This is a genomic window from Bradyrhizobium sp., assembly GCF_028868675.1.
Taxonomy (GTDB): domain Bacteria; phylum Pseudomonadota; class Alphaproteobacteria; order Rhizobiales; family Xanthobacteraceae; genus Bradyrhizobium.
The window spans coordinates 12426-36180 of sequence record NZ_JAGWUA010000006.1 but is presented as its reverse complement, the minus strand read 5'-3'; the positions used below and the strand labels follow the sequence as shown (position 1 = coordinate 36180).

Sequence of the window (23755 nt, the reverse complement as noted above, 5' to 3'; positions counted from 1 at the left end):
GAGGGAGTGGTCGGATGACGTCTCGTTACGTTGGCCTGTTCGCCGTCGCCGCGGCGGCAATCGTCCTGACCGGCGCGGGCATTTCTGCGCAGGAGGCCGAACGCAAGGGCATTCCTGCGCCGCCCGGCCACGTCTTCAAGACCATCATCTCCGGCTACGAGTTCCGCAGCAAGGAGACGCGCGCGCTGCAGGACGACGACCTGGAGAATCCGGGCTTCCTCGCGGTGGAGCGCGCCGCCGACGCCTGGAAGAAGGTCGAGGGCAGCGAGGGCAAGTCCTGCGCGAGCTGCCACGGCGAGGCGGAGACGACCATGAAGGGCGTCGGCGCCGCCATGCCCAAATGGGACGACAGGCTGAAGAAGCCGGTCAATCTCGAGCAGCGCATCAACATCTGCCGCACCGAGAAGATGAAGGCGGAGCCCTGGGCGTTCAAGTCGCAGGCGCTGACCGACATGACCGCCTTCGTGCGCTTCCAGTCGCGCGGCATGCCGGTGGCGGTGAAGACCGACGGGCCGATGTCGCCGTGGTTCGAGCGCGGCAAGCAGATCTACTATACCCGGGTCGGCCAGCTCGATCTCGCCTGCGCCTCCTGCCACGAGCGCAACAACGGCAAGTTCATGCGCGCCGACTTCCTGAGCCAGGGCCAGACCAACGGCTTCCCGACCTACCGTTTGCGCGACCAGCGCCTGGTGCCGCTGCACGAACGCTTCGAGGGCTGCATGTTCGACGTGCGCGCCGAGCCCTACAAGCCGCTGTCGGACGAGTTCCTCGCGCTCGAGGTCTACGTCGCCTGGCGCGGCATCGGGCTGCCGGTCGAGACGCCCTCCGTGCGCAACTGAACGACGGTCTTGAGGAGAGCAGCGCATGATCTCGCGCCGTGAATTCATTCAGGTTGCCGCGGCGACCGCCGCGCTCACGGCCGGCCCCGGTGCCGGCCTGTCGCGGGCCTTCGCCCAGCAGCGCCTGAGCGAGAAGGAATTGCTGGCCTTCGAGCCGCTCGGCAACGTCACGCTGGTGCATGTCACCGACATCCACGGCCAGCTGATGCCGCTCTATTTCCGCGAACCCTCGACCAATCTCGGCGTCGGCGAGGCCAAGGGGCTGCCGCCGCACGTCACCGCGAAGGAGTTCCTCGCCCGCTTCGGCGTCGCGCCGGGCTCGTCGGCGGCCTACGCACTGACCTCTGAGGATTTCGAGGCGCTGGCAAAAACCTACGGCAAGATCGGCGGGCTCGATCGCGCCGCCACCGTGATCAAGGCGATCCGCGCCGAGCGCGGCGACAAGGTCGCGCTGCTCGACGGCGGCGACACCTGGCAGGGCTCGTGGTCGTCGCTGAAGACGCGCGGCCAGGACATGATCGACTGCATGGCCCTGCTCAAGCCCGACGCCATGACCGGCCACTGGGAATTCACCTACGGCACCGAGCGCGTCAAGCAGGCGATCGAAGGTCTCGGCTTCCCCTTCCTTGGCCTCAACATCCGCGACACCGAATGGAACGAGGCGGCGTTCGAGGCCTCCACCACGATCGAGCGCGGCGGCGTCAAGATCGCGGTGCTCGGTCAGGCCTTTCCCTATACGCCGGTCGCCAATCCGCGCTGGATGATCCCGAACTGGTCGTTCGGCGTGCGCGAGGAGGACGTCCAGGCGCAGGTCGACAAGGCGCGCAAGGGCGGCGCGCAGCTCGTCGTGCTGCTGTCGCACAACGGTTTTGACGTCGACCGCAAGCTGGCCTCCCGCGTCAGGGGCATCGACGTCATCCTGACCGGCCATACCCATGACGCGCTGCCCGAGGCTGTCAAGGTCGGCAAGACGCTGCTGATCGCGTCGGGCTCGTCCGGAAAATTCGTGTCCCGGCTCGATCTCGACGTCCGCGACGGCGAGGTCAAGGCGTTCCGGTACAAGCTGATCCCGCTGTTCTCCGACATCATCACGCCGGATGCGGAGATGGCCGCGAAGATCGCCGAGGTGCGCAAGCCATTTGCTGCCGATCTCTCGCGCGTGCTCGGCAAGACCGACTCGCTGCTCTACCGGCGCGGCAATTTCAACGGCACCTTCGACGATCTGATCTGCCAGGCGCTGCTGACCGAGCGCGATGCCGAGATCGCGCTGTCGCCGGGCTTCCGCTGGGGCACCAGCGTGCTGCCGGGCCAGGACATCACCTTCGAGGACGTCACCAACGCCACCGCCATCACCTACCCGGCCGTCTACCGCATGGGCATGACGGGCGCACGGCTGAAGGAGATCATCGAGGACGTCGCCGACAACCTCTTCAACGTCGATCCCTACTATCAGCAGGGCGGCGACATGGTGCGGATCGGCGGGCTGTCCTACGCGATCGACATCGCCAGGCCGCAAGGCAGCCGCATCTCCGACATGCAGCTCGCCAGGACCGGCGCGCCGATCGACCCGAACAGGGAATACCAGGTGGCCGGCTGGGCCAGCGTCAACGAGGGCACGGAGGGGCCGCCGATCTGGGACGTCGTTGCGAACTATTTGACGCGGCAGAAGACGGTTCGGCTCGAGCCGAACCGCGCCGTCAAGGTGACCGGAGCGTGAGAGCGATGTCGAAGATGGACGAGCAAGGCCAGTCCCGCCGCAACTTCCTCGCCGCAGGCGCAGGCGTTGCCGCGACGATGCTGGCAAGGCCGGCGGGGGCCGGCGGCAATCCCGCGAACCAGCCGCCCAACGTGCCGGAATGGACCAGGGCGCTCGGCGAGGGCGTCGCGGTGCGGCCCTACGGCAAGCCCTCGAAATTCGAGAAGGACGTCGTCCGCCGCGACGTCGAATGGCTGACCGCCTCGCGCGAATCGTCCGTCAGCTTCACGCCGCTGCACGAGCTCGAAGGCATCATCACGCCCAACGGCCTCTGCTTCGAGCGCCATCACGGCGGCATCGCCGAGATCGACCCGGCCGACCATCGCCTGATGATCCATGGCCTGGTCGAGCGTCCGCTGATCCTGACGCTGGAGGAGCTGAAGCGCTATCCGCGCGTCAACCGGATCCACTTCATGGAGTGCGCGGCCAATTCCGGCATGGAATGGCGCGGCGCCCAGCTCAACGGCTGCCAGTTCACCCACGGCATGATCCATTGCGTGCAGTACACCGGCGTGTCGCTGCGCACGCTGCTCGAGGAGGCCGGCGTCAAGACCAACGGCAAGTGGCTGCTGGTCGAAGGCGCGGACGCCGCCGCGATGGATCGCAGCCTGCCGATCGAGAAGGCGCTCGACGACTGCATCATCGCCTACAAGATGAACGGCGAGGCGCTCTATCCCGAGCAGGGCTATCCGATGCGGCTGGTCGTTCCGGGCTGGCAGGGCAATCTCTGGGTCAAGTGGCTGCGCCGCATCAAGGTCGGCGACCAGCCCTGGCATACCCGCGAGGAGACCTCGAAATACACCGACCTCCTGCCGAGCGGAAAGGCGCGCCGCTTCACCTGGGCGATGGACGCCAAATCCGTGATCACGAGCCCGAGTCCGCAGGCGCCGATCAGGCACGGCAAGGGCTTTACCATCATCTCGGGGCTCGCCTGGAGCGGCAACGGCAAGGTCAAGCGCGTCGACGTCTCGCTCGACGGCGGCCGCAACTGGCGGCCGGCGCGGCTCGACGGGCCCGTGCTCGACAAGGCGCTGGCGCGCTTCTACTACGAGTTCGACTGGAATGGCGAGCCGCTCCTGCTGCAATCGCGCGTGCAGGACGAGACCGGCTACGTGCAGCCGAGCAAGGCCGAGCTCCGCAAGATCCGCGGCGTCAATTCCATCTATCACAACAATGGCATCCAGACCTGGCACGTGCAGGCCAATGGTGAGGTCGAGAATGTCGAAGTTGCCTAAGCTCGTCGCCGCGGCGCTGCTCGCCGGCGCGATCGCCTCCCCGGCGCTGGCGCAGAGCAAGCCGGACGCCAAAACGGAGGCAAAGTCCGCTCCGCGCTACGACATCGGCCGCGCCCCGACGGCGGAGGAGATCCGCGGCTGGGACATCGACGTGCGTCCGGACGGCCAGGGCCTGCCCGAGGGCAAGGGCACGGTCGCGCAGGGCGAAAAGCTGTTCATGGACAATTGTGCATCCTGCCACGGCGAGTTCGGCGAGGGCAACGGCCGCTGGCCCGTGCTCGCCGGCGGCAAGGGCTCGCTGACCTCCGACAACCCGGTGAAGACGGTCGGCTCCTACTGGCCCTATGCCTCGACCGTGTTCGACTACGTCCGCCACGCCATGCCCTACGGCAACGCGGAGGCCTTCAAGGTCGACGAATATTACGCGCTGGTCGCCTACGTCCTCTATCTCAACGACGTCATCACCGACCAGGATTTCGAGCTGAACAACAAGAATCTCGCCGCGATCAAGATGCCGAACGAGCAGGGTTTCGTCATGGACGACCGCGCCGCCGCGGAGAAATCGTTCTGGCAGAAGGATCCCTGCATGAAGAATTGCATCGCGCCGGTGAAGATCACCGCCCGTGCCGCCGCCATCGACGTGACGCCGGAAGACAAGGACAAGAAATCGCGGGGCGTGGAGTGAACCGCGGCGGGGCAAGCCGCCGCGCATTGCTTAGGGCTTGTGCGGCCGCCGGCTTGCTCGTCGCGGCGTTCGCGATCCCGGCCTTCGCCGCCGATCCGCACCGCCTGGTGCTGCAGATCAGCGATGACGAGCCCGCCAAGATGCGCGCCGTGCTCGATGTCGCGGCCAACGTCTCGCGGCACTATTCGGGGCAGGGCGAGGACGTCGAGATCGTCGTGATCGCCTTCAACGGCGGCCTCGACATGCTGCTCGACGACCGCTCCCCGGTGAAGGAGCGCATGACCAATTTCCTGAAATCGATGCCCAATGTGAGCTTCATCGCCTGCGGCAATACGCTGGAGACGCTTGGCGTGAAGGAGGGCAGGCGGCCGCCGCTGATCGAGGGCGTCAACGTCACCCAGGTCGGCGTCGCCGCCCTGATGGAATTTGCGGAAAAGCACTGGACGATCGTTCGTCCCTAGGGAGATGGCGACTGATGCGATGGTTGGTGGGACTTTCGATCCTGCTCGCGTTGGCCGGAACGGCTGCCGCTGCCGAGCAGGACATCGAGCTGTCGGTCGGCGGCCGCACGGTTCTCGCCACGCTGCGCACGCCGGCGTCGATGCAGGCCGACACGCCGCTGGTCGTGATGACCCACGGCACGCTGGCGCACAAGGACATGGACGTGATCCGGACGCTGGCGCAGGCGCTGGCCGAGCGCGGCATCGCCTCGCTCGCCCACACGCTGGCGCTCGGGCAGGACCGCCGCAAGGGCATGTACGACTGCGCGACCCGCCACGACTACGTCACCGATGACGCCGCAGCCGAAATCGATGCCTGGGTGCGACACGCAAAGGGCCTGTCGCGGCGCATCTACGCCTTCGGCCATTCGCGCGGCGGCAACCAGGTAGCGCGTTATCTGGCGGCGAACGGCGGCGCGGTCGCGGCCGCCGTACTGCTTGCGCCGGTCACCGCCACGGCCGAAGCGAGCCTTCGCGCGTCCTATGCCGCAACCTACGGCAGGCCGCTCGAGCCGTTGCTGGAGCAGGCGACCAGGGCCGTTGCGGCCGGGCGCGGCGGCGAATGGATGACCGTGCCCGGTTTCATCTACTGCCGCGACGCCACGGTGACGGCGCGCGCCTTTGCCTCGTTCTACGCGGCCGATCCCGGCCAGGACACCGTGGCGCTGGTGGCGCAACTGAAGATGCCCGTGCTCGTGCTGGCGGGAACGAAGGACACGGTCGTGCCTGATGTGGCGACGTCCTTCGCGAAGCTCGCGGGCGCGAGCGGCGGCCGGGTGCAGCTCGACACCATCGAGGACGCCGACCATTTCTTCCGCGACCTCTTTGCCGAGGACGCGGCCGATCGCATCGCCGAATTCATCAAGCAGACACGATAGGAGGAGACATGCAGCGTCGATCCATGCTTCGCGCGGGCCTTGCCGGACTGTTGGGGGCGTTCGGCGCAGGCGGCGCCGCTGCGGCCGCCGAACCGGCCGCGCGCCAGCGCGTCGTCTATCACCTCGCGGATGCCGATCGTGTCGTCTTCGTGCTCGGCAATCTGCAGAACCACGTCGATGGCGTCGGCGGACCCGGCAAGGCCGACATCAGGCTCGTCGTTCACGGCCCGGCGCTGCGTGCGTTCCATGCGCTCGCCGCCCAGGATCACACCGTGGCGGCGATGCAGAAGCTGGCGCAGGAAGGCGTCGGCTTCGACGCCTGCGCCAACACCATGAAGGCGCAGGGCGTCAAGCTCGACGACCTCATCCCCGGCTTCGTGGTGGCCGAGAAGGGCGGCGTGGTGCGGATTGCGGAGCTGCAGCAGCAGGGCTTTGCGTACTTGCGGCCCTGAGCCGTGCGCGGCCTTGATCTGGCTCATGGGGCGGAATCGCGACGTCGCTAGACTTGCCGGCTCTGACGAAAACTGAGCGCGCCGTGCTGACATCGGTCATCGATCTCCTGGGTGAAGACCGGCTCTCCTGGCTCGGCGGCCTCGTGGTCGGCGGCCTCTTCGGCTTCTTCGCCCAGAGGAGCCGGTTCTGCCTGCGCGCCGCCGCGGTCGAATTCTCGCGCGGCGAGGGCGGGCCGCGCCTTGCGGTCTGGCTGCTGACCTTCGCCGCGGCGCTCGTCGGCACGCAGGCGCTCGTCGCGATCCGCTGGCTGGATGTCTCCGAGGCGCGCCAGCTCGCGCAGCAGGGCAGCATTTCCGGCGCCATGATCGGCGGCGTGATGTTCGGCTGCGGCATGATCCTTGCCCGCGGCTGCGCGAGCCGGCTGCTCGTGCTGTCGGCCAACGGAAACCTGCGCGCGCTCTTGTCCGGTCTCGTCTTCGCGGTGACGGCGCAGGCCGCCTGGCACGGCCTGCTGTCGCCCGCGCGCGAATGGCTGACCAATCTGTGGCTGGTCGACGGCGGACCGTCGCGCGACATCATGGCGGTGTTCGGCGGCGGCACGCCGGAGAAGCTCGCCTTCGGCGGCCTGTGGCTGATCGCGGGCCTCGCCTTCGCCTTTCGCAGCCGCCTGCCGCGGCGCCTGATCCTGTCGGCGCTCGCGACGGGAGCGGCCGTCGTCGCCGGCTGGCTCTTCACCTATCAGCTGTCGCAGTCGTCCTTCGCCCCGGTGACGCTGAAGAGCCTGACCTTTTCCGGCCCGTCGGCCGAATTGCTGATGCTGGTGCTCAACTCCTCGCAGATCAGGCTCGGCTTCGACCTCGGCATCATTCCCGGCGTGTTCCTCGGCTCGTTCGTCGCCGCGGCGCTCGCGCACGAACTGAAGCTCGAGGGATTTTCCGACGGCCTCGGCATGCGCCGCTACCTGTTGGGTGCGGTGCTGATGGGCTTTGGCGCCATGCTCGCCGGCGGCTGCGCGGTGGGCGCCGGCGTCACCGGCGCCTCCGTGTTCGCGCTGACGGCCTGGCTCGTGCTCGGCGGCATGTGGCTGGGCGCGGGCCTGACCGATCTGCTCGTCGACCGCGCCGGCGCGGCGCAGCCGGACGCCCGCCCGGCCGCGTCGAAGGCGTGAGCTGATATCCGGTGACCGCCATCAGGCGAGTGCGGCCACGATCTGCTTCTTCCGCCGATACGCCATGAAGCCGAGGCCGCAGAAGCCGAGCATCATCATTGCCCAGGTCGAGGGCTCGGGGACCCCTGCGACAGAGGCGAAAACTTCGCTGACGCCGGCGCCGTACGCGTTGGTGCCAGTAGCAGAGCCGAAAGAGTATTCGACGTACAATGCCGAGAGAGGCGCCGTCGTGACGAGGGTGGAATTGCCGCCGCTGAACGATGAATTCGGGTTGAGCAACGTTCCGACGGACGTGAAGTGAACGCCATCCAGCGACGTGGCTACCGAGAACAGCCCTGGAATTCGATCGGTCGCGCTGAAGGTGGCACCGAAGCTGACGAGCGTGCTGATGCTGCCCAACCTGATGATGAGAGAGGCGACGCTGTCGTTATCGTCGAAGATGAAGCGCTCGTCGCCGTTGGCAAGCCACGGGATCGGGGTCGTCGTCAGCAGATTGTCTTGCGCCGTGGTCAAGCCACCGTTCACGAAACCGCCGCAGCACGGTGAACTGCTGGAGAAGATCTGGGATGTTGCGCTCACGAAGCTTGCCCCGTCGCTTGAGAGTGCGACGTTGACGGTGGAAGCCTGCGCGACACCGACGCTCAAAGCGACAGCCAGAACAACACTGCCCAGGATGGATGGGATCCTCAAAGCGCATCTCCTCTGATCTTCGTCAAAAAACCACAGGGGTTGGCCTGCCAAGGCAATATTCGCGAGGGCGACGAATCATCCGATTTGTCGATGGAACCCGTACCGTCGGCGGTGGCGAAGGCGCCAAAACCATCCCGGTCCCATTGCGTGAGCGCGTCGTCGGTTGCGGACTCATCGCGCGCCGCGGTCGTTATTCGGATTTGTGGAATGTGCCATCATGCCCCTGATTTGCCCGACGAGTCAAGTCATATTTCGACAAAAAAGAAATTCGTGTCGCGTCAGATGCTTGCCCACTGTGCATGGGGTTGAACCGCGTGTTTCGAATCCGGCCCGCCGCCTGTTTGACAATGGGCGGATAGGCTATAGATCAGGCCCGAGAGCTCAGCCCCAGCATCGCCCCGCGGGAAAGTCTGCAAAATCAACATGTTGGACCGCCGTTTTTCCGTCGCGCCGATGATGGACTGGACCGACCGGCACTGCCGTGTGTTCCACCGCCATCTGACCCGGCGCGCGCTGCTCTACACGGAGATGCTGACCACCGGCGCCGTCATCCATGGCGACCGCGCGCGGCTGCTCGGCTTCGACGCGCGCGAGCATCCGCTGGCGCTGCAGCTCGGCGGCTCGGAGCCCGCCGAACTCGCGGAGGCCGCGCGGATCGGCGAAGGCTTCGGCTATGACGAGATCAATCTCAATGTCGGCTGTCCGTCCGACCGGGTGAGGGATGGCCGCTTCGGCGCCTGCCTGATGGCGGAGCCGGAGCTGGTCGCCGATTGCGTCGCGGCGATGAAGCGCGCGGTGCGCATCCCCGTCACCGTGAAGTGCCGCATCGGCATCGACGACCAGGATCCGGAGCTCGCGCTCGACCGGCTTGCGCGCGCGGTGGTCGCCGCCGGTTCGGACGCGTTGATCGTGCATGCGCGAAAGGCCTGGCTCGACGGGCTGTCGCCGAAGGAGAACCGCGACATCCCGCCGCTCGACCATGATCGCGTCTACCGCCTCAAGCGCGCGATGCCGAACGTGCCCGTCATCATCAACGGCGGCATCCTCGGCATCGAGGAGGCGAGGGCGCATCTCGTGCATGTCGATGGCGCCATGCTCGGCCGGGCCGCATATCAGGAGCCGTGGCGGCTGCTCGCCGTCGACCCCGACATCTTCGGCGAGGTAGCGCCGCAGGCCACCATGCAGCAGGCGCTCGAGGCGATGACGCCCTATATCGCCGATCAGCTTGCGCGCGGCACGCGGCTGCACGCGATCACCCGGCATTTCGTCGGCGCGTTCCATGCCGTTCCCGGCGCGCGCGCCTTTCGCCGTCATCTCGCCGAGCACGGCGTGCGGACTGGCGCCGGCCTCGATGTGCTGCGCGAGGCGATCGCGCGGGTCGGCAGCCGCGCGCCGGCAGAGGCTGCGGCCTGAGGGTTTTACGGATAGCCGTGCAGCATCAGCCGGTCGGCGCGGACTTCCCAGCGCTCGAGGCGATCGAGGAAGCTCATGCCGAGCAGATTGGTCTTCATCGTGCCGTGCGGCACCACCAGCGCCGGCACCGAGCGTTCGACCAGCGAGCCGATCGCGAGACGGTCGAGCGTCAGCCTGGCCGCCTTGGTGCGGCCGCCGGCGGTCTCCACGTCGACGTCATAGGCGAGCAGCTCCAGCGGCAGGCCGGCGGCCTTCGCGGTCTCGTAGGTGAGCACCACCGAGGTCGCGCCGGTGTCGACCACCATCGGCGCTCTCACGCCGTTGATCCTGGCCTGCAGCGAGAACTCGCCGCCGCGGCCGCGCTGGATCTCGACCGCGCGCGCCTTGGCGCTCGCGCGATGGCGCAACAGGTCGGAGACGGTGTCGCTGGCGCGCGCGACCTGTTCGGGGTCCTTGTAGGCGACCACCGCGCCGGCGGTCGCGATCAGCAGGATCAGCACCAGGGCGAGACGGCTCATCGCACGCCTCCCGCAGCCTGCGTCAGGCCGGATCCTGCCGCGCCGCAACGGGCGACAGTCCGGCATCCGCCATGCGCGCGGCCAGCTCTGCCATCACGGCGCGACGTTCCGCGCTCGTCATGGAGGGCCAGCGCGCGATCTCGGGCAGCGTGCGGCCGCAGCCGAAGCACAGGCCGCTCTTGGGGTCGATCTGGCAGACGTCGATGCACGGGGTGTCTTTGCTCATCCGGACATGGTGAAGGACGATCGGGCTTTTCTGCAAGCATGTCAGGAACCCGTGCCCGCGCTCATGATCGGCTTGTGCCGGGGCCGCCGCTTGTCGTCGGCGACGTCGATGGGTTCCGGCTGCAGCGGCGGCGCGTCATCGGCCATCGGCGCCAGCGCCGACATCACGCGCTCCGGCGGGAAGGTGACGATCACCTCGGTGCCGATGCGCAGCTTCGATTTCAGCGTAAAGGTGCCGCCGTGCAGGTCGATCAGGTTTTTTGCGATGGGCAGGCCGAGACCGGCGCCCTGTTCGGCCGACTTGATCGAGTTCGAGCCCTGCCCGAAGGAGGCCAGCACGATCGGGATCTCGTGCTCCGGGATTCCCGAGCCGGTGTCCTTGACGCTGAGATATTGCCCGCCCGAGGCGGTCCAGCCGACCTTGAGCCAGATATCGCCGCCCTGCGGGGTGAACTTGATGGAGTTGGAGAGCAGATTGAGCACGACCTGCCGGATCGCGCGCTCGTCGGCCCACAGCCGCGGCATCGCGTGCTCGTAGACCTCGTGGATGGTGATGCCGCGGTTGGAGGCGCGCAGCTTCATCAGATGATGGCAGTCGGCGACCACGCCGACCAGCGAGACCGCTTCCTCGTTCAATTCGTAGCGACCGGCCTCGATCCGCGACAGGTCGAGGATCTCGTTGATGAGGTTGAGCAGGTGCACGCCGGAATTGTGGATGTCGGCGGAATATTCCTTGTAGACCGGCACGGCATGCGCGCCGAAGATCTCGCTCTTCATCACCTCGGAGAAGCCGAGGATCGCGTTCAGCGGCGTGCGCAGCTCGTGGCTCATCTGGGCGAGGAAGCGCGATTTCGCGACGTTGGCGGCCTCGGCGCGGTGGCGGGCCTCGTCGGAAATCGCCTTGGCCTGCTCGAGCTCGCCGATCAGCGCGTCCTTTTCCGCGCGCGCTTCCAGCGTCGCGAACGTGGTCTGGTGCAGCCGGTGCGCCAGCAGCACGAAATAGCCCTCGGCGGCAAGCGCCAGCGCCGCCAGGATGTAGTTGTCGAGCGCGCCGGTCACGGCAAAACTCAGCGCCATCGCCACCGCGACCGGTGCGGTTGCGGCGAGCGCCGCGATCGGCAGGTTGGCCGCGACCATGCTCGACACTGCGATCACCAGCAGCATTAGGAACATCATCAGCGTTTCCGTGACCATGTCGAGCGCGGGATGGATCAGGATCGCCATCCAGCACAGGCCGTAGAGCAGGTCGAGCATGACGAAGCGCGTGCGCCACTTGCGCGTCGCGGCGGGGGAGGCGGCTTCCGCGAGGAAGCGGCGGCAGCTGTTGATCGTCGCGGCGTGGATGCAGAGCATGCCGCAGGTCCAGGCCGCGGCGGGGATCGGCTGCATCCAGAAGCCGAACAGCAGCCCGGTCGCGACCACCAGCAGCAGCACGACATAGGATGCCGACAGACGTGTCTGGGCATGTTGCCGCAGCAGCTCGCTGTCGAAGGCAGGCCGCGTTCCGCTCGTCGACGTTAACTTGTCGCGCGCCTCGCGCACCCGCTTCGCCGCGGCCCGGCGATGGCTCGCCGATGGCACAGGCAGCGGCACGGCCGGAACCTGCACGACCTCTGGCTTTTCAGCGGGGTTACTCATCGAACAACACAAATCCTGCCCGCGCGGAACGCGGGCCTTCTGCATTGTCTATCTGTGGCAATAAATCCTTAAGAGCTGCCTTAAGGAGCTAAAGAATTACGTTAACGCCGGGTTAAGCGGAGCCGATCAGGCCGGGTCGGAAAAGCCGCGGCTTGAGCTCCGGTCTGGGATCCGATGTCGCCTTGTCATTTCGAGACCCCTCAGGCAGCATCGTTCGGGGGCGCGAACCGATGCAGAGGACGAGGCGCGCCGATGTCCGTCGTTCGGGGAAGGAAGCCGAAGGGGTGAGCGCGATCGAGCTTGCGAAGGAGACGCTGCTTTCGAGCGGACTGATCCTGGCCATCGGAATCCTGACCGCATTCGTCGCCCAGAAGATCCGGGTGCCTGACGTCGCGGTGTTTCTCGTCGTCGGCATGGCGGTGGGACCGGCCGCGCTCGGGCTCGTCGACATCAAGGCGGATTCGGCCCTCAACCAGATCATCCTGCTGTTCGGCGCAAGCTACATCCTGTTCGACGGCGGCGCTTCCCTGCGGCTCGAGGTGCTGAAGCAGACCTGGATCACCATCGTCGTGATCGCCACCGTCGGCGTCGCGATCACGGCCGCGCTGACCGGACTTGCCGCCCATTTCATTCTCGGCGTTCCCGTGATGGTGGCGCTGCTGCTCGGCGCCACCATCGCGTCGACGGATCCGGCGACGCTGGTCCCGATCTTCCGCCAGGTGAGAATTCGCGACCGCGTGGCGCAGACGGTGATGAGCGAGTCCGCCTTCAACGACGCCATGGGCGCGATCATCACCTTCGGCATTCTGGCGGCGGCGACCGGAGGCGGCAGCTTCTCGCTGACCTCGTCGCTCGTCGATCTGCTCTGGCAGTCGGTCGTCGGCATCCTCGGCGGCCTGGCGCTCGGATATCTGGCTGCGCTCCTGATCGCGCATGAGCGATGGGCGTTCCTCGCCGAATACGCGCCGGTCATCACCCTGGTTGCCGTGATCGGCGCCTATTTCGCCGCCGACGGCTTCCATGCCAGCGGGTTCATGGCGGTCTTCGTGTTCGGCATCGTGCTCGGCAACAAGGATGCCTTCGGCTTCGCGATGGAGGCGGGGGAGGCGCAGAAGCTCGACGAGTACGTGGCGACCACCGCGTTCATCATGCGCGTGTTCATCTTCATCCTGCTCGGCGCCCAGGTCGACTTCGCGCTGATGGGGCAGCATGTGTGGGGCGGCGCCGCCGTGGTGGCCGTCTTCATGCTGGTGGCGCGGCCGTTGACGGTCTTCCTCTGCGCGGCGCCCGACCGTCGCGCGAAATGGAGCTTCAACGAAATGCTGTTCATGTCCTGGACGCGCGAGACCGGCGTCATTCCGGCGGCGCTCGCCGGCCTGTTGATCGGGATGAAGGCGCCCGGCGCGCACATCATCGCGTCGGTCACCTTCATCGCGGTCCTGATGACGATCCTGATCCAGGCGCCGACCACGAAATGGCTGGCGGGCAGGCTCGGACTGCTGGAAAAGTAGCTTGCCCCGTCAGCGTTCCAGCCGCGCCAGCAGGCTCGAAGTGTCCCAGCGCTTGCCGCCCATCTTCTCGACCTCGGAATAGAACTGGTCGACCAGCGCGGTGACCGGCAGGTTGGCGCCGTTGCGCCGCGCTTCCGCGATGCAGATCGAGAGGTCCTTGCGCATCCATTCGACGGCGAAGCCGAAATCGTACTTGCTGTCGTTCATGGTCTTGTAGCGGTTCTCCATCTGCCAGGACTGCGCCGCGCCCTTGGAGATGGTGTCGATGACGGACTGGACGTCGAGGCCGGATTTCTTGGCGAAGTGGATGCCCTCGGAAAGGCCCTGCACGAGGCCGGCGATGCAGATCTGGTTGACCATCTTGGTGAGCTGGCCGGATCCGGCGGGTCCGAGCCGCTTGCACATCCGCGCATAGGCCGCGATCACCGGCTCTGCCGCCGCATAGGCGTCCTCGGCGCCTCCGCACATCACCGTCAGCACGCCGTTCTCGGCGCCGGCCTGTCCGCCGGACACCGGCGCATCGACGAATTTGAAGCCGGCCTTGGCGGCCGTGGCGTCGAGTTCGCGCGCGATCTCGGCGGAGGCCGTGGTGTGGTCGACGAAGGTCGCGCCCTTCTTCATGCCGGAGAAGGCGCCGTCGGGACCGGTCGTCACCGTGCGGAGGTCATTGTCGTTGCCGACGCAGCACATCACGAAATCCTGGCCTTCGGCCGCAGCTTTCGGCGTCGCGGCGGTCTTGCTGCCGAACTTGTCCGCCCATTCCTTCGCCTTCGCCGCGGTGCGGTTGTAGACGGTGACCTCGTGGCCGCCCTTCTTCACGAGGTGTCCGGCCATCGGGAAGCCCATCACGCCGAGACCGAGGAAAGCGACTTTAGCCATGTGTGTAACCTTGTCTGTGCCTTGGGTTCTTGCTGCGCGCCGGATTGGGGACTCCGGCCGTATTGCTTCGGTTCCGCCCTGGAAGCGGACCGGAGGCGCACCATAACCCCTGCCGCAGCGAGGGCAACGGCTTCGTTTCGCCGCCCCGTATGCTAGGATCGCGGGACAAGACACAAAAAAGGGAGTGAGGAGCATGGGAGTGAGCGTGGGCGTCCTGGATCATTTCAACATCAGGACCCGGAAACTGGCCGAGACGGTTCGCTTCTATGAGGATGTGCTGGGGCTCGAGAAGGGCGCCCGGCCGAACTTTGCGTTCCCGGGGGCCTGGATGTACAGCGAGGGCAAGGCGGTGGTGCATCTCGTCGACATTTCCGGAACCGACGAGGCGCAAAAGCCGGATTCCGGCGTTGTCCATCACGTCGCCTTCGTCAGCAGCGGTTTCGACGGCATGGCGCAGCGGCTGAAGTCCAGGGGCATGACGTATGAGGCGCGCCAGGTGCCCGGCGGCGCGCTCTGGCAGATCTTCGTCAACGACCCCAACGGGGTGATGATCGAGCTGAATTATGATGCGGCCCAGGAAAAGGGGGCGGCGCCGGCCGAGATGGCGGACGATATGGCGAGACGGTAGCCTTTTGCGCGTTTCCGCTCTATGGGTCGCATCGAAATCTTCAGGAGATGCGCTTTGAGTGTGACACAACAACAGGTTCTCGACACCCTTGCCAAGGTCAAGTCCCCGCGCGGGGTCGCACTCAGCAACGCCAACGTGCTGAGTGCGGTCACCGTCAACGACGGCAAGGTGTTCTTCTCGATCAACGTCGATGCCACCGAGGCGCGGGCGTGGGAAAGCGTCCGCGCCGCGGCCGAGGCTGCGGTGCGCGCCATTCCCGGCGTGAGCACGGCCATGGTGGCGCTGACCGCCGAGCGCAAGCCGGGTGCGGCTCCCGCCGGCAGTGGCGGCGGGGTCAAGCCGGCCGCGGCCCATCGGCCGCCGCATGGCGGCGCCTCGCCGATGGCGCGGCAGGCGGAGCTTCCCGGCGTTGCCGCCATCATCGCGGTCGCCTCCGGCAAGGGCGGTGTCGGCAAGTCGACCACCGCGCTCAACCTGGCGCTCGGCCTGCGCGATCTCGGACTGAAGGTCGGGCTTCTGGATGCCGACATCTACGGTCCCTCGGTGCCGCGGCTGACGGGCCTGCGCGACAAGCCCGAGCTGAACAGCGAGCGAAAGATGATTCCGTTGAAGCGCTTCGGCCTCGCCATCATGTCGATCGGCTTCCTCGTGGAGGAGGAGACCGCGATGATCTGGCGCGGTCCGATGGTGATGTCGGCGGTGACGCAGATGCTGCGCGACGTCGACTGGGGCAAGCTCGACGTGCTGGTCGTGGACATGCCGCCGGGCACGGGCGACGCGCAGCTCACGCTGGCGCAGAACGTGCCGCTGAAGGGCGCTGTCATCATCTCGACCCCGCAGGATCTGTCCCTGATCGACGCGCGGCGGGGCCTTGCCATGTTCCAGAAGGTGAACGTGCCGGTGCTCGGCATCGTCGAGAACATGAGCTACTTCCAGTGCCCGAATTGCGGCACCCGGTCGGACATCTTCGGCCATGGCGGCGCCCGGCACGAGGCCGAGCGGCTCGGGGTACCGTTCCTGGGCGAGATCCCCCTGCACATGGCGATTCGCAGCACGTCCGACGCCGGAAACCCGGTGGTCGAAAGCGAGCCGGACGGGCCCCATGCGGCGATCTACCGCGCCATCGCCGGCCGCGTCCGCGACCAGCTCAAGGGCGTGATTTCCGCGGCTTGAGCGGGCCGGCGCAGCCATGCGACTTTCGTACGGTCCCGTCATGCCAATGTTGCGTTCCGCCACGGGGACTTCCGTGTTAAAGGCCCCCGGCGGTCAAGCGCCTACGGTTCGACGCGGATGGTTCATCGCATCGCCGGACCGAGCGGCAGCAAAGAGTTAAAAGCAAGAGTTAGGGGAAACGCCCCAGCAAGGAGAGACCTTAAGATGAAGCGTCGTGATTTCTTGAAAGTGTCGGCAGCGGGCGCGGCGGCGACCGCGGTGGCCTCGCCGGCGATTGCGCAGTCCTCGCCCGAGATCAAGTGGCGGCTGACGTCGAGCTTCCCGAAATCGCTCGACACCATCTATGGCGGTGCCGAACAGGTGGCGAAATACGTCGCCGAAATGACCGACAACAAGTTCCAGATCCAGGTCTTCGCCGCTGGTGAAGTCGCCCCCGGCCTGCAGGCGCTGGATGCGACCTCCAACGGCACGGTCGAGATGAGCCACACCGTCTCGTACTACTATGTCGGCAAGGATCCGACCTTCGCGATCTACGCCTCGGTGCCGTTCGGCCTCAATGCCCGCCAGCAGAACTCCTGGCTCTATGCCGGCGGCGGCAACGAGCTCGCCAACGAGTTCTTCAAGAAGTCGAACGTGATCGGCTTCCCCTGCGGCAACACCGGCACCCAGATGGGCGGCTGGTTCCGCAAGGAGATCAAGACGGTTGCCGATCTCTCCGGCCTGAAATTCCGCATCGGCGGCATCGCCGGCCAGGTCCTGCAGAAGGTCGGCGTGGTGCCGCAGCAGCTCGCCGGCGGCGACATCTATCCGGCGCTGGAGAAGGGCACCATCGACGCCGCCGAGTGGGTCGGCCCCTATGACGACGAGAAGCTCGGCTTTGCCAAGGTCGCCAAGTACTACTACTACCCGGGCTTCTGGGAAGGCGGCCCGACCGTCCATGCCTTCGTCAACCTGGACAAGTGGAATTCGCTGCCGAAGAACTACCAGGCGATCCTCACCAACGCGACCATCAACGCCAACACCTGGATGGCCGCGCGCTACGACATGGTGAATCCGGCCGCGCTGAAGCGTCTGGTGGCCGGCGGCACCCAGCTTCGGCCCTTCACCAACGAGGTGCTCGAAGCCTGCCTGAAGGCGACCAACGAATTGTGGGCGGAGATTTCGGCCAAGAACGCCGACTTCAAGAAGTCGATCGACACCATGCAGGCCTACCGCTCCGACGAATATCTGTGGTGGCAGGTCGCCGAATACACCTACGACAGCTTCATGATCCGCTCGCGCACCCGCGGCTGATCGCGTCAGCCTAAAGTCTAAGATCGGAAAGCCCGGCCTCTCGCGAGGCCGGGTTTTTTTATGTCCGCAGCCCCGGGCCATATGGCAATCGGGAACCGGATGTTCCATGCTTGACGCCAAGCCTCGCCAAGAAGGTTTTTCGCGTCACAATCCACAGGGTAGGAAAACATGAAAAGAAGAGACTTCCTCAAGGCCACAGGGCTTGCCGCCGCGGGCAGCGCAACGCTCGCCGCGCCGGCCATCGCGCAGTCGATGCCCGAGATCAAATGGCGGATGCCGACGAGCTGGCCCAAGTCGCTCGATACGCTGTATGGCGGCGCCGAGATGATGTGCAAGATGGTCGGCGAAGCGACCGACAACAAGTTCCAGATACAGCCCTTTGCGGCCGGCGAGATCGTGCCCGGTCTGCAGGTGCTCGATGCCGTGCAGAACGCCACCTGCGAGATCGGCCACACCGCGTCCTACTATTATTTCGGCAAGGACCCGACCTTCACCTTCGGCTCGTCGGTGCCGTTCGGTCCGAACCAGCGCATCAACCAGGCCTGGTACGTGCAGGGCGGCGGACGCGACGTGCTCAACGAGTTCTACAAGAGCTACAACGTCATCTCGCTGTTGGCCGGCAACACCGGCTGCCAGATGGGCGGCTGGTTCCGCAAGGAGGTCAACTCGGTCGACGACCTCAAGGGCATGAAATTCCGCATCGGCGGCTTCGCCGGCCGCGTAATGCAGAAGCTCGGCGTGGTGCCGCAGCAACTCGCCGGCGGCGACATCTATCCGGCGCTGGAGAAGGGCACCATCGACGCGGCCGAGTGGGTCGGTCCCTACGACGACGAGAAGCTCGGCTTCTACAAGATCGCGCCGCACTACTACTATCCCGGCTGGTGGGAAGGCGGACCGATGCTGCTCGCCTACGTCAACCTGGACAAGTGGAATGCGCTGCCGAAGTATTATCAGAGCGTGCTGGAGCAGGCCGGCCACTACGCCAACAACTACATGATGGCGCGCTACGACCAGGCCAACCCGATGGCGCTGAAGAAGCTGCTCGCCGCCGGCACCAAGCTGCACGCCTTCTCGCCGCCGATCATGGACGCCTGCTTCAAGGCGGCGAAGGAGCTGCACAGCGAGGTCAGCGCGACCAATCCCAACTTCAAGAAGGTCTATGAAAGCCTGACCAAGTTCTCCAACGACGGCTACCAGTGGTTCCAGGTCGCCGAGGTCGGCTACGACGTCTTCATGGCGCGTCACTCGCAGGGGTGAGCGGGAAGGGCTGATCGCAACCGCGGCTGCGCGGCAAAGCAGAACCCCGGAAGCGGCATCCGCTCCGGGGTTTTCTGTGTGTGTGCGCTCGCCGCTACTGCTTGGGCGGCCCGAGGTCGAGCGGCGGCAGCTCGATCTGCGGCACCTCGATCTTGACCTTGTCGAGGTCGACGTTGAGCGGCTTGTCGAGCAGGCCCGTGACCACGGAGGGGATGGCGATCACGAGCAGCACCATGATCATCTGCAGTCCGATCCAGGGGACCGCGCCCCAATAGATGTCGGAGCTCTTCACCGAGCGCGGCGCCACGCCGCGGAGATAGAACAGCGCGAAGCCGAACGGCGGATGCAGGAACGAGGTCTGCATGTTCACGCAGAGCATCACGCCGAACCAGATCAGGGCAGCGTCCGGGCCGACGACGGGAGCCAGCACCTTCTGCGCGATCGGCGCGATCATCGGCAGGATGATGAAGGCGATCTCGAAGAAGTCGAGGAAGAACGCGACGAAGAAGATGAAGATGTTGATGAAGATCAGGAAGCCCCAGGCGCCGCCGGGCAGCGACGTGAGCAGGTGCTCGAGCCAGACGCCGCCGTTGCAGCCGAGGAACACGATCGAGAAGCAGGTCGAGCCGATCAGGATGAAGGTGACCATGCAGGTGATGCGCATGGTCGTCTCGTAGCCCTGCTTGATCAGGTCGCGGAGGTCCGGGATGCGCGCCGCCTCGATGCAGATCCACGTCACCGCGAGATAGGTGATCGCGAACGCGATCTTGAAGACGATGTTCTCGCTGTAGAGCATGGCGACGATCACGCCGATACCCGCCGCGATGATGCCGGCGATCAGAATTTTTTGACCGGTCGTCGAGAAGTCCTTGTGATGGATCGCCGCGAGCACGATCGCGCCGACTGCGCCCATCGCGCCGGCTTCGGTCGGGGTCGCGAGCCCGAGCATCATGGTGCCGAGCACGACGAAGATCAGGACCGCGGAGGGAATGATGCCCATCAGGCACTTCTTCCACAGCGGCCAGCCGGTCAGTGTGCGCGCCTCCTTCGGAACGGCGGGCACGTGGTGCGGCTTGATGATGCCGAGCACGAAGGTGTAGCTGGCGAACAGCACGATCTGGAAGATCGAGGGGCCCCAGGCGCCGAGATACATGTCGCCGACCGACTTGCCGAGTTGGTCGGCGAGCACGATCAGGACGAGCGAGGGGGGCACGAGTTGGGTGATGGTGCCGGAGGCGGCCAGCACGCCGGTGATGTAGCGGATGTTGTAGCCGTAGCGGATCATCACCGGCATCGAGATCAGCGCCATGGCGATGACCTGGGCGGCGACCGTGCCGGTGATCGCGCCGAGGATGAAACCGACGATGATGACGGAGTAGCCGAGGCCGCCGCGGATCGGGCCGAACAACTGGCCCATGGAATCGAGCATGTCCTCCGCAAGTCCGCAGCGTTCCAGCACCGATCCCATGAAGGTGAAGAAGGGAATGGCGAGCAGGAGCTCGTTGGCGAGCACGCTGCCGAACACGCGGCCCGGAATGGCCTGCAGGAAGTTGAGGTCGAAGAATCCGAGGTCGATGGCGAGGAAGCCGAACGACAGGCCGAGCGCCGCCAGAGTGAAGGCGACGGGATAGCCGATCAGCATCGCCAGAACCAGGCCGCCGAACATCAGCGGCGGCATCATTTCCAGCGTAATCATTGCGTCGGCCTCTCGTACTTGGCGTCGATCGTCACATAGCCGTTGAGAGCCGCGATACGCTTGATCACTTCGGAGAGGCCCTGCAGCGCCAGCATCACGAACCCTGCGGGGATGACGAACTTGATCGGCCAGCGAACCAGGCCGCCGGCGTTGCCGCTCATTTCGCCGACGTCATAGGACTGCATGAAGAACGGCCACGACAGATAGGAAAGCAGCAGGCAGGCGGGAATCAGGAAGAACAGGGTGCCGATCAGGTCGAGCCAGAGCTGCCCGCGCTCGGACAGCATCAGGTAGAAGATTTCGACGCGCACATGCTCGTTGCGCTTGAAGGTGTAGGAGGAGCCGAACATCACGAGGATTGCGAACATGTACCATTGCAGCTCGAGCCAGCCGTTGGACGAGTAGCTGAAGGCATAGCGGATCATGGCGTTGGCCGCACTGACCAGGCACGCCAGCAGCACGAGCAGATTGCAGACGTAGCCGATCTTCTCGTTGAGGAGATCGATGGCGTTGCTCACCGCCAGCAATGGACGCATCTTATTGTTCTCCGCCGCGACCGTGGTTCGTTGGGGCGCGTTTGCGCGCATCGCCCGGCCGGCGCACGTGATGCACGCGACCCTTGCGGCTCGTTGTCCGAAGCGATTGCAGCGACTCTCCTCCCCTCGCGCCTTGCCGTCTTGAACGCGACCATCGGGGCGCGCCGGCTTATGTTGCCGTGCATGCAAAGGCGGATGCACCATTTCAGCGGGCTGCGGCGCCGTCAATCGGAAAATGGACAAATTGACGCGGCGTCAGCAGCTTAGTTGGCGGCCGCGTCGCGCGAGTCAGCCCCCGGTCACGCTCATGTGCCGGCTGACGCTCGGGCGGTTGTGCCTGCGGTCGATGATGAAGTCGTGCCCCTTCGGCTTCAGCCCGATGGCGCGATCGATCGCAGCCGAAAGTAGCGCATCGTCCGCCGATGCGCGCAGGGGTTTGCGCAAATCGGAGGCATCCTCGTGGCCGAGGCAGGTGTGCAGCGTTCCCGTGCAGGTGATGCGCACCCGGTTGCAGGACTCGCAGAAATTATGGGTCATCGGCGTGATGAAGCCGAGCTTGCCGCCGGTTTCGCCGACGCTGGCATAGCGCGCCGGTCCGCCGGTGGTCTCCTCGAGGTCGGTCAAGGTGAACTGCTGGGCGAGCCGGGCGCGGATCAGCGACAGCGGCACGTACTGGTCGAGGCGGCCGGTGCCGACCTCGCCCATCGGCATCACCTCGATCAGCGTCAGCGCCATGCCCTTGCCATGGGCCCACCGCATCAGCGACGGGAGTTCGTCCTCGTTGAGGCCCTTGAGCGCCACCGCATTGATCTTCACGGCAAGCCCCGCCGCCCGTGCGGCCTCGATGCCCTCCAGGACCTTGTCGAGTTCGCCCCAGCGGGTGATGTCGCGAAATTTTTGCGGATCGAGCGTGTCGAGCGAGACGTTGATGCGCCGGACGCCGCAGTCGGCGAGTTCGGCGGCGTGGCGCGACAGCTGCGTGCCGTTGGTCGTCAGCGTCAATTCGCCGAGTGCGCCGCTCGCCAGATGGCGCGACAGCGAGCGCACCAGCGACATCACGTTGCGGCGGACCAGAGGCTCGCCGCCGGTCAGGCGCAGCTTCTTCACGCCCTTGGCGATGAAGGCCGAGCAGAGCCGGTCGAGTTCCTCGAGCGTCAACAGGTCCGCCTTGGGCAGGAACGTCATGTCTTCCGACATGCAGTAGAAGCAGCGCAGATCGCAGCGGTCGGTGACCGACACCCGCAGATAGGTGATGGTCCGGCCGAACGGGTCGATCATCGGACTGGACGGCGGGGAGAGGGATCCGTTCATTCAGCAGGCCTTGTCACTGGCAATCACCGCACTCTGTGCGGCAAGAACGCGTGAAAGGCAATCTAAGCATCCCTCGCGGGGCGGACAATCGTGCGCCGCACCGTCAGCGCTTGGGTGTGGGGGCTGCGGGTGCGGGACCCGCGGCCGGCGGCGGCGGAGCCGCGTTGGGGTCGGGGAACGGCGAGGCCGCCGGGGCGGCCGCCGCCGGTTTCGGCCTCTTCGGACGATGCGGCTTCTTCACCGGCTTCGGCGGCGGCGCCGGCTGCAGTTCCGCGAACACCGGGTTCGGATCGGTGGTGACGCTCGCCGGGGTCGTGAAGTCGCCGGGGTGCCTCAGCACGTTCACCGGAACCGTGGCCGGCAGGTGCTTGGCGAGGGTGTAGCTGACCGAGAACGACGCATCGGGCAGCGGCACCGTGACCGAGCAGGGGGTCTTGCAGCCCGGCCCGAGCGACGTGTGGGCCTCAGCGCCCGGCGGCGTGGAATCGAGCTGGATCTGGACGGTGGGCGGCGTCGACTTGAACATGTCCCACGAAACCGAGGAACACCCCGCCAGACTCATTCCCGCAACGGCAATCGCGATCACACGACGCATGATCATCCACCTTACTGCGGCGAACTGCCACAATCCCAGGGGGTTGACCATAGGTGTGAAGGTCCGGCCGCGCAATCAGCCGGGGTCACATAGTTAATTGATGGTTAACGCAGTGAGGAAGTGAGATTCACTGCAACGTCAATATGTTGCAAGAAGGTTCAAGCCGCCGTCAGGCTGCTCACGGCGTCCGGCAGGTCCCGCATATGGTGGATCAGGCGGTCCGGCCTGAGCTCGGCGATCGGGACGTCCGTATAGCCGAAGCCGACTCCGATGACGGGAACGCCGGCCCGGCGGGCGACGCCGACGTCGGTTCCGGCATCCCCGACCATGATGCTGGTGGCCAATTGCCCGCCGGCGCGGGCGACCGTCTCGCGCAGGATGGCCGGGTCCGGCTTCTGCACGCCGAACGTGTCGGCGCCGCAGATCGCGGCAAACCGGCGGCTCAGGTCGAGCCGGTCGAGCAGGCGCTTGGACAGCCATTCCAGCTTGTTGGTGCAGACCGCGAACTGATGACCGCGGGCCGCCAGACGGTCGAGCGCCGTTTCGAGCCCTTCGAAGGGGCGGGATTCGTCGGCGATGTGCTCGGCATAATAATCGATGAAATCCGCGGTCATCCGGGCGATGTCCTCGATCCCGGCGACGCGGCCCTCGGCCTCCAGCCCGCGCTCGATCAGCTTGCGGGCGCCGGCGCCGATCATGTTGCGGGCCGATTGCAGCGGCACGGGCGGCAGGCCCTCGCGGTCCAGGACGTGGTTGAGGGCATTGATCAGGTCGGGCGCGGTATCGACCAGCGTGCCGTCCAGATCGAACACGATCGTGTGGGCAGATGTCATGACCAAGCGCTATCGGGCCGGCCGCGCTTGCGCAAGCGGAGGCGC

General features: G+C 66.2%; 24 protein-coding genes. 14 read left to right on the top strand and 10 right to left on the bottom strand.

The features are described from left to right. Positions 1 to 14: 14 nt before the first annotated feature. From soxA to KGM94_RS01775, 8 genes are all read left to right on the top strand, one after another. A complete protein-coding gene (gene soxA, locus KGM94_RS01810; RefSeq protein ID WP_300254264.1) occupies positions 15 to 839 on the top strand; it encodes a sulfur oxidation c-type cytochrome SoxA in 825 nt (274 codons plus the stop codon). Positions 840 to 864: 25 nt separating this feature from the next. Then, entirely contained in the window at positions 865 to 2556 is a 1692-nt protein-coding gene (gene soxB, locus KGM94_RS01805; protein WP_300254262.1) for a thiosulfohydrolase SoxB, read from the top strand. 5 nt (positions 2557 to 2561) lie between these two features. Beyond that, complete coding sequence (gene soxC / locus KGM94_RS01800) at positions 2562 to 3830, top strand: sulfite dehydrogenase (RefSeq protein WP_300254260.1); 1269 nt, start codon at positions 2562 to 2564, stop codon at positions 3828 to 3830. After that, entirely contained in the window at positions 3769 to 4515 is a 747-nt protein-coding gene (locus tag KGM94_RS01795) for a cytochrome c (RefSeq protein ID WP_300254256.1), read from the top strand. Before soxC ends, KGM94_RS01795 begins: the two co-directional genes overlap by 62 nt. A gap of 53 nt (positions 4516 to 4568) precedes the next feature. After that, complete coding sequence (locus KGM94_RS01790; protein ID WP_300254253.1) at positions 4569 to 4976, top strand: DsrE family protein; 408 nt, start codon at positions 4569 to 4571, stop codon at positions 4974 to 4976. A 14-nt stretch (positions 4977 to 4990) separates the two neighbouring features. Next, on the top strand, positions 4991 to 5893 hold the full coding sequence (locus KGM94_RS01785) for an alpha/beta fold hydrolase (RefSeq protein WP_300254251.1): 903 nt from the start codon (positions 4991 to 4993) through the stop codon (positions 5891 to 5893). Between the two features lie 8 nt (positions 5894 to 5901). Next, the gene (locus KGM94_RS01780) at positions 5902 to 6345 is read left to right on the top strand and encodes a DsrE family protein (RefSeq protein WP_300254248.1); all 444 of its coding nucleotides are present in this window, start codon (positions 5902 to 5904) and stop codon (positions 6343 to 6345) included. An 83-nt stretch (positions 6346 to 6428) separates the two neighbouring features. After that, entirely contained in the window at positions 6429 to 7514 is a 1086-nt protein-coding gene (locus KGM94_RS01775) for a YeeE/YedE family protein (RefSeq protein WP_300254245.1), read from the top strand. Positions 7515 to 7535: 21 nt separating this feature from the next. On the opposite strand, the gene KGM94_RS01770 is transcribed toward KGM94_RS01775, so the two are convergent. Beyond that, entirely contained in the window at positions 7536 to 8204 is a 669-nt protein-coding gene (locus KGM94_RS01770) for a PEP-CTERM sorting domain-containing protein (RefSeq protein ID WP_300254243.1), read from the bottom strand. Positions 8205 to 8627: 423 nt separating this feature from the next. On the opposite strand from KGM94_RS01770, the gene dusA reads away from it, so the two are divergent. Continuing rightward, a complete protein-coding gene (gene dusA, locus KGM94_RS01765; RefSeq protein WP_300254240.1) occupies positions 8628 to 9617 on the top strand; it encodes a tRNA dihydrouridine(20/20a) synthase DusA in 990 nt (329 codons plus the stop codon). A 5-nt stretch (positions 9618 to 9622) separates the two neighbouring features. On the opposite strand, the gene KGM94_RS01760 is transcribed toward dusA, so the two are convergent. The 3 genes from KGM94_RS01760 to KGM94_RS01750 are packed head-to-tail and all read right to left on the bottom strand — an operon-like array spanning position 9623 to position 11998. Next, on the bottom strand, positions 9623 to 10135 hold the full coding sequence (locus KGM94_RS01760; protein WP_300254238.1) for a TIGR02281 family clan AA aspartic protease: 513 nt from the start codon (positions 10133 to 10135) through the stop codon (positions 9623 to 9625). Positions 10136 to 10157: 22 nt separating this feature from the next. Beyond that, positions 10158 to 10361 (bottom strand): DUF1289 domain-containing protein, encoded by a 204-nt coding sequence (locus KGM94_RS01755; protein ID WP_300254236.1) that lies wholly within the window; start codon positions 10359 to 10361, stop codon positions 10158 to 10160. Between the two features lie 41 nt (positions 10362 to 10402). After that, positions 10403 to 11998 (bottom strand): ATP-binding protein, encoded by a 1596-nt coding sequence (locus KGM94_RS01750; RefSeq protein ID WP_300254233.1) that lies wholly within the window; start codon positions 11996 to 11998, stop codon positions 10403 to 10405. A 284-nt stretch (positions 11999 to 12282) separates the two neighbouring features. On the opposite strand from KGM94_RS01750, the gene KGM94_RS01745 reads away from it, so the two are divergent. After that, complete coding sequence (locus KGM94_RS01745; protein ID WP_300254231.1) at positions 12283 to 13509, top strand: cation:proton antiporter; 1227 nt, start codon at positions 12283 to 12285, stop codon at positions 13507 to 13509. 9 nt (positions 13510 to 13518) lie between these two features. Here KGM94_RS01745 and KGM94_RS01740 read toward each other — a convergent pair whose 3' ends face one another. Continuing rightward, positions 13519 to 14388, bottom strand: coding sequence for an NAD(P)-dependent oxidoreductase (locus KGM94_RS01740; protein WP_300254230.1), 870 nt, complete (start codon positions 14386 to 14388; stop codon positions 13519 to 13521). Between the two features lie 193 nt (positions 14389 to 14581). Between KGM94_RS01740 and KGM94_RS01735 the strand changes: the two genes are divergently transcribed. From KGM94_RS01735 to KGM94_RS01720, 4 genes are all read left to right on the top strand, one after another. Next, positions 14582 to 15016 (top strand): VOC family protein, encoded by a 435-nt coding sequence (locus tag KGM94_RS01735; protein ID WP_300254228.1) that lies wholly within the window; start codon positions 14582 to 14584, stop codon positions 15014 to 15016. A 54-nt stretch (positions 15017 to 15070) separates the two neighbouring features. Further along, the gene (locus KGM94_RS01730) at positions 15071 to 16189 is read left to right on the top strand and encodes an Mrp/NBP35 family ATP-binding protein (protein ID WP_300254227.1); all 1119 of its coding nucleotides are present in this window, start codon (positions 15071 to 15073) and stop codon (positions 16187 to 16189) included. A 204-nt stretch (positions 16190 to 16393) separates the two neighbouring features. After that, the gene (locus KGM94_RS01725; RefSeq protein WP_300254226.1) at positions 16394 to 17482 is read left to right on the top strand and encodes a TRAP transporter substrate-binding protein; all 1089 of its coding nucleotides are present in this window, start codon (positions 16394 to 16396) and stop codon (positions 17480 to 17482) included. Positions 17483 to 17650: 168 nt separating this feature from the next. Beyond that, positions 17651 to 18739, top strand: coding sequence for a TRAP transporter substrate-binding protein (locus KGM94_RS01720; RefSeq protein ID WP_300254224.1), 1089 nt, complete (start codon positions 17651 to 17653; stop codon positions 18737 to 18739). 94 nt (positions 18740 to 18833) lie between these two features. Here the strand turns inward: KGM94_RS01720 and KGM94_RS01715 are convergent, their stop codons facing one another. From KGM94_RS01715 to KGM94_RS01695, 5 genes are all read right to left on the bottom strand, one after another. Further along, positions 18834 to 20435, bottom strand: coding sequence for a TRAP transporter large permease subunit (locus tag KGM94_RS01715; RefSeq protein ID WP_300254223.1), 1602 nt, complete (start codon positions 20433 to 20435; stop codon positions 18834 to 18836). After that, complete coding sequence (locus KGM94_RS01710) at positions 20432 to 20971, bottom strand: TRAP transporter small permease subunit (RefSeq protein ID WP_300254221.1); 540 nt, start codon at positions 20969 to 20971, stop codon at positions 20432 to 20434. Before KGM94_RS01710 ends, KGM94_RS01715 begins: the two co-directional genes overlap by 4 nt. 288 nt (positions 20972 to 21259) lie before the next feature. Further along, positions 21260 to 22282, bottom strand: coding sequence for a GTP 3',8-cyclase MoaA (moaA, locus tag KGM94_RS01705; protein WP_300254220.1), 1023 nt, complete (start codon positions 22280 to 22282; stop codon positions 21260 to 21262). Positions 22283 to 22385: 103 nt separating this feature from the next. Further along, positions 22386 to 22877, bottom strand: coding sequence for a hypothetical protein (locus tag KGM94_RS01700; protein ID WP_300254218.1), 492 nt, complete (start codon positions 22875 to 22877; stop codon positions 22386 to 22388). Between the two features lie 158 nt (positions 22878 to 23035). Next, complete coding sequence (locus tag KGM94_RS01695; RefSeq protein WP_300254216.1) at positions 23036 to 23710, bottom strand: HAD-IA family hydrolase; 675 nt, start codon at positions 23708 to 23710, stop codon at positions 23036 to 23038. Positions 23711 to 23755 lie beyond the last annotated feature (45 nt).

Excerpts from the sequence above, each read along its gene's own strand:
- KGM94_RS01700 (WP_300254218.1), bottom strand. The coding sequence starts at position 22,877 with ATGCGTCGTGTGATCGCGATTGCCGTTGCGGGAATGAGTCTGGCGGGG.
- KGM94_RS01795 (WP_300254256.1), top strand. The coding sequence starts at position 3,769 with ATGGCATCCAGACCTGGCACGTGCAGGCCAATGGTGAGGTCGAGAATG.
- soxB (WP_300254262.1), top strand. The coding sequence starts at position 865 with ATGATCTCGCGCCGTGAATTCATTCAGGTTGCCGCGGCGACCGCCGCG.
- KGM94_RS01780 (WP_300254248.1), top strand. The coding sequence starts at position 5,902 with ATGCAGCGTCGATCCATGCTTCGCGCGGGCCTTGCCGGACTGTTGGGG.
- KGM94_RS01720 (WP_300254224.1), top strand. The coding sequence starts at position 17,651 with ATGAAAAGAAGAGACTTCCTCAAGGCCACAGGGCTTGCCGCCGCGGGC.
- KGM94_RS01760 (WP_300254238.1), bottom strand. The coding sequence starts at position 10,135 with ATGAGCCGTCTCGCCCTGGTGCTGATCCTGCTGATCGCGACCGCCGGC.
- KGM94_RS01740 (WP_300254230.1), bottom strand. The coding sequence starts at position 14,388 with ATGGCTAAAGTCGCTTTCCTCGGTCTCGGCGTGATGGGCTTCCCGATG.
- KGM94_RS01725 (WP_300254226.1), top strand. The coding sequence starts at position 16,394 with ATGAAGCGTCGTGATTTCTTGAAAGTGTCGGCAGCGGGCGCGGCGGCG.
- KGM94_RS01785 (WP_300254251.1), top strand. The coding sequence starts at position 4,991 with ATGCGATGGTTGGTGGGACTTTCGATCCTGCTCGCGTTGGCCGGAACG.
- moaA (WP_300254220.1), bottom strand. The coding sequence starts at position 22,282 with ATGAACGGATCCCTCTCCCCGCCGTCCAGTCCGATGATCGACCCGTTC.
- soxC (WP_300254260.1), top strand. The coding sequence starts at position 2,562 with ATGTCGAAGATGGACGAGCAAGGCCAGTCCCGCCGCAACTTCCTCGCC.
- KGM94_RS01755 (WP_300254236.1), bottom strand. The coding sequence starts at position 10,361 with ATGAGCAAAGACACCCCGTGCATCGACGTCTGCCAGATCGACCCCAAG.
- soxA (WP_300254264.1), top strand. The coding sequence starts at position 15 with ATGACGTCTCGTTACGTTGGCCTGTTCGCCGTCGCCGCGGCGGCAATC.
- KGM94_RS01695 (WP_300254216.1), bottom strand. The coding sequence starts at position 23,710 with ATGACATCTGCCCACACGATCGTGTTCGATCTGGACGGCACGCTGGTC.
- KGM94_RS01715 (WP_300254223.1), bottom strand. The coding sequence starts at position 20,435 with ATGATTACGCTGGAAATGATGCCGCCGCTGATGTTCGGCGGCCTGGTT.
- KGM94_RS01750 (WP_300254233.1), bottom strand. The coding sequence starts at position 11,998 with ATGAGTAACCCCGCTGAAAAGCCAGAGGTCGTGCAGGTTCCGGCCGTG.
- KGM94_RS01735 (WP_300254228.1), top strand. The coding sequence starts at position 14,582 with ATGGGAGTGAGCGTGGGCGTCCTGGATCATTTCAACATCAGGACCCGG.
- KGM94_RS01710 (WP_300254221.1), bottom strand. The coding sequence starts at position 20,971 with ATGCGTCCATTGCTGGCGGTGAGCAACGCCATCGATCTCCTCAACGAG.
- dusA (WP_300254240.1), top strand. The coding sequence starts at position 8,628 with ATGTTGGACCGCCGTTTTTCCGTCGCGCCGATGATGGACTGGACCGAC.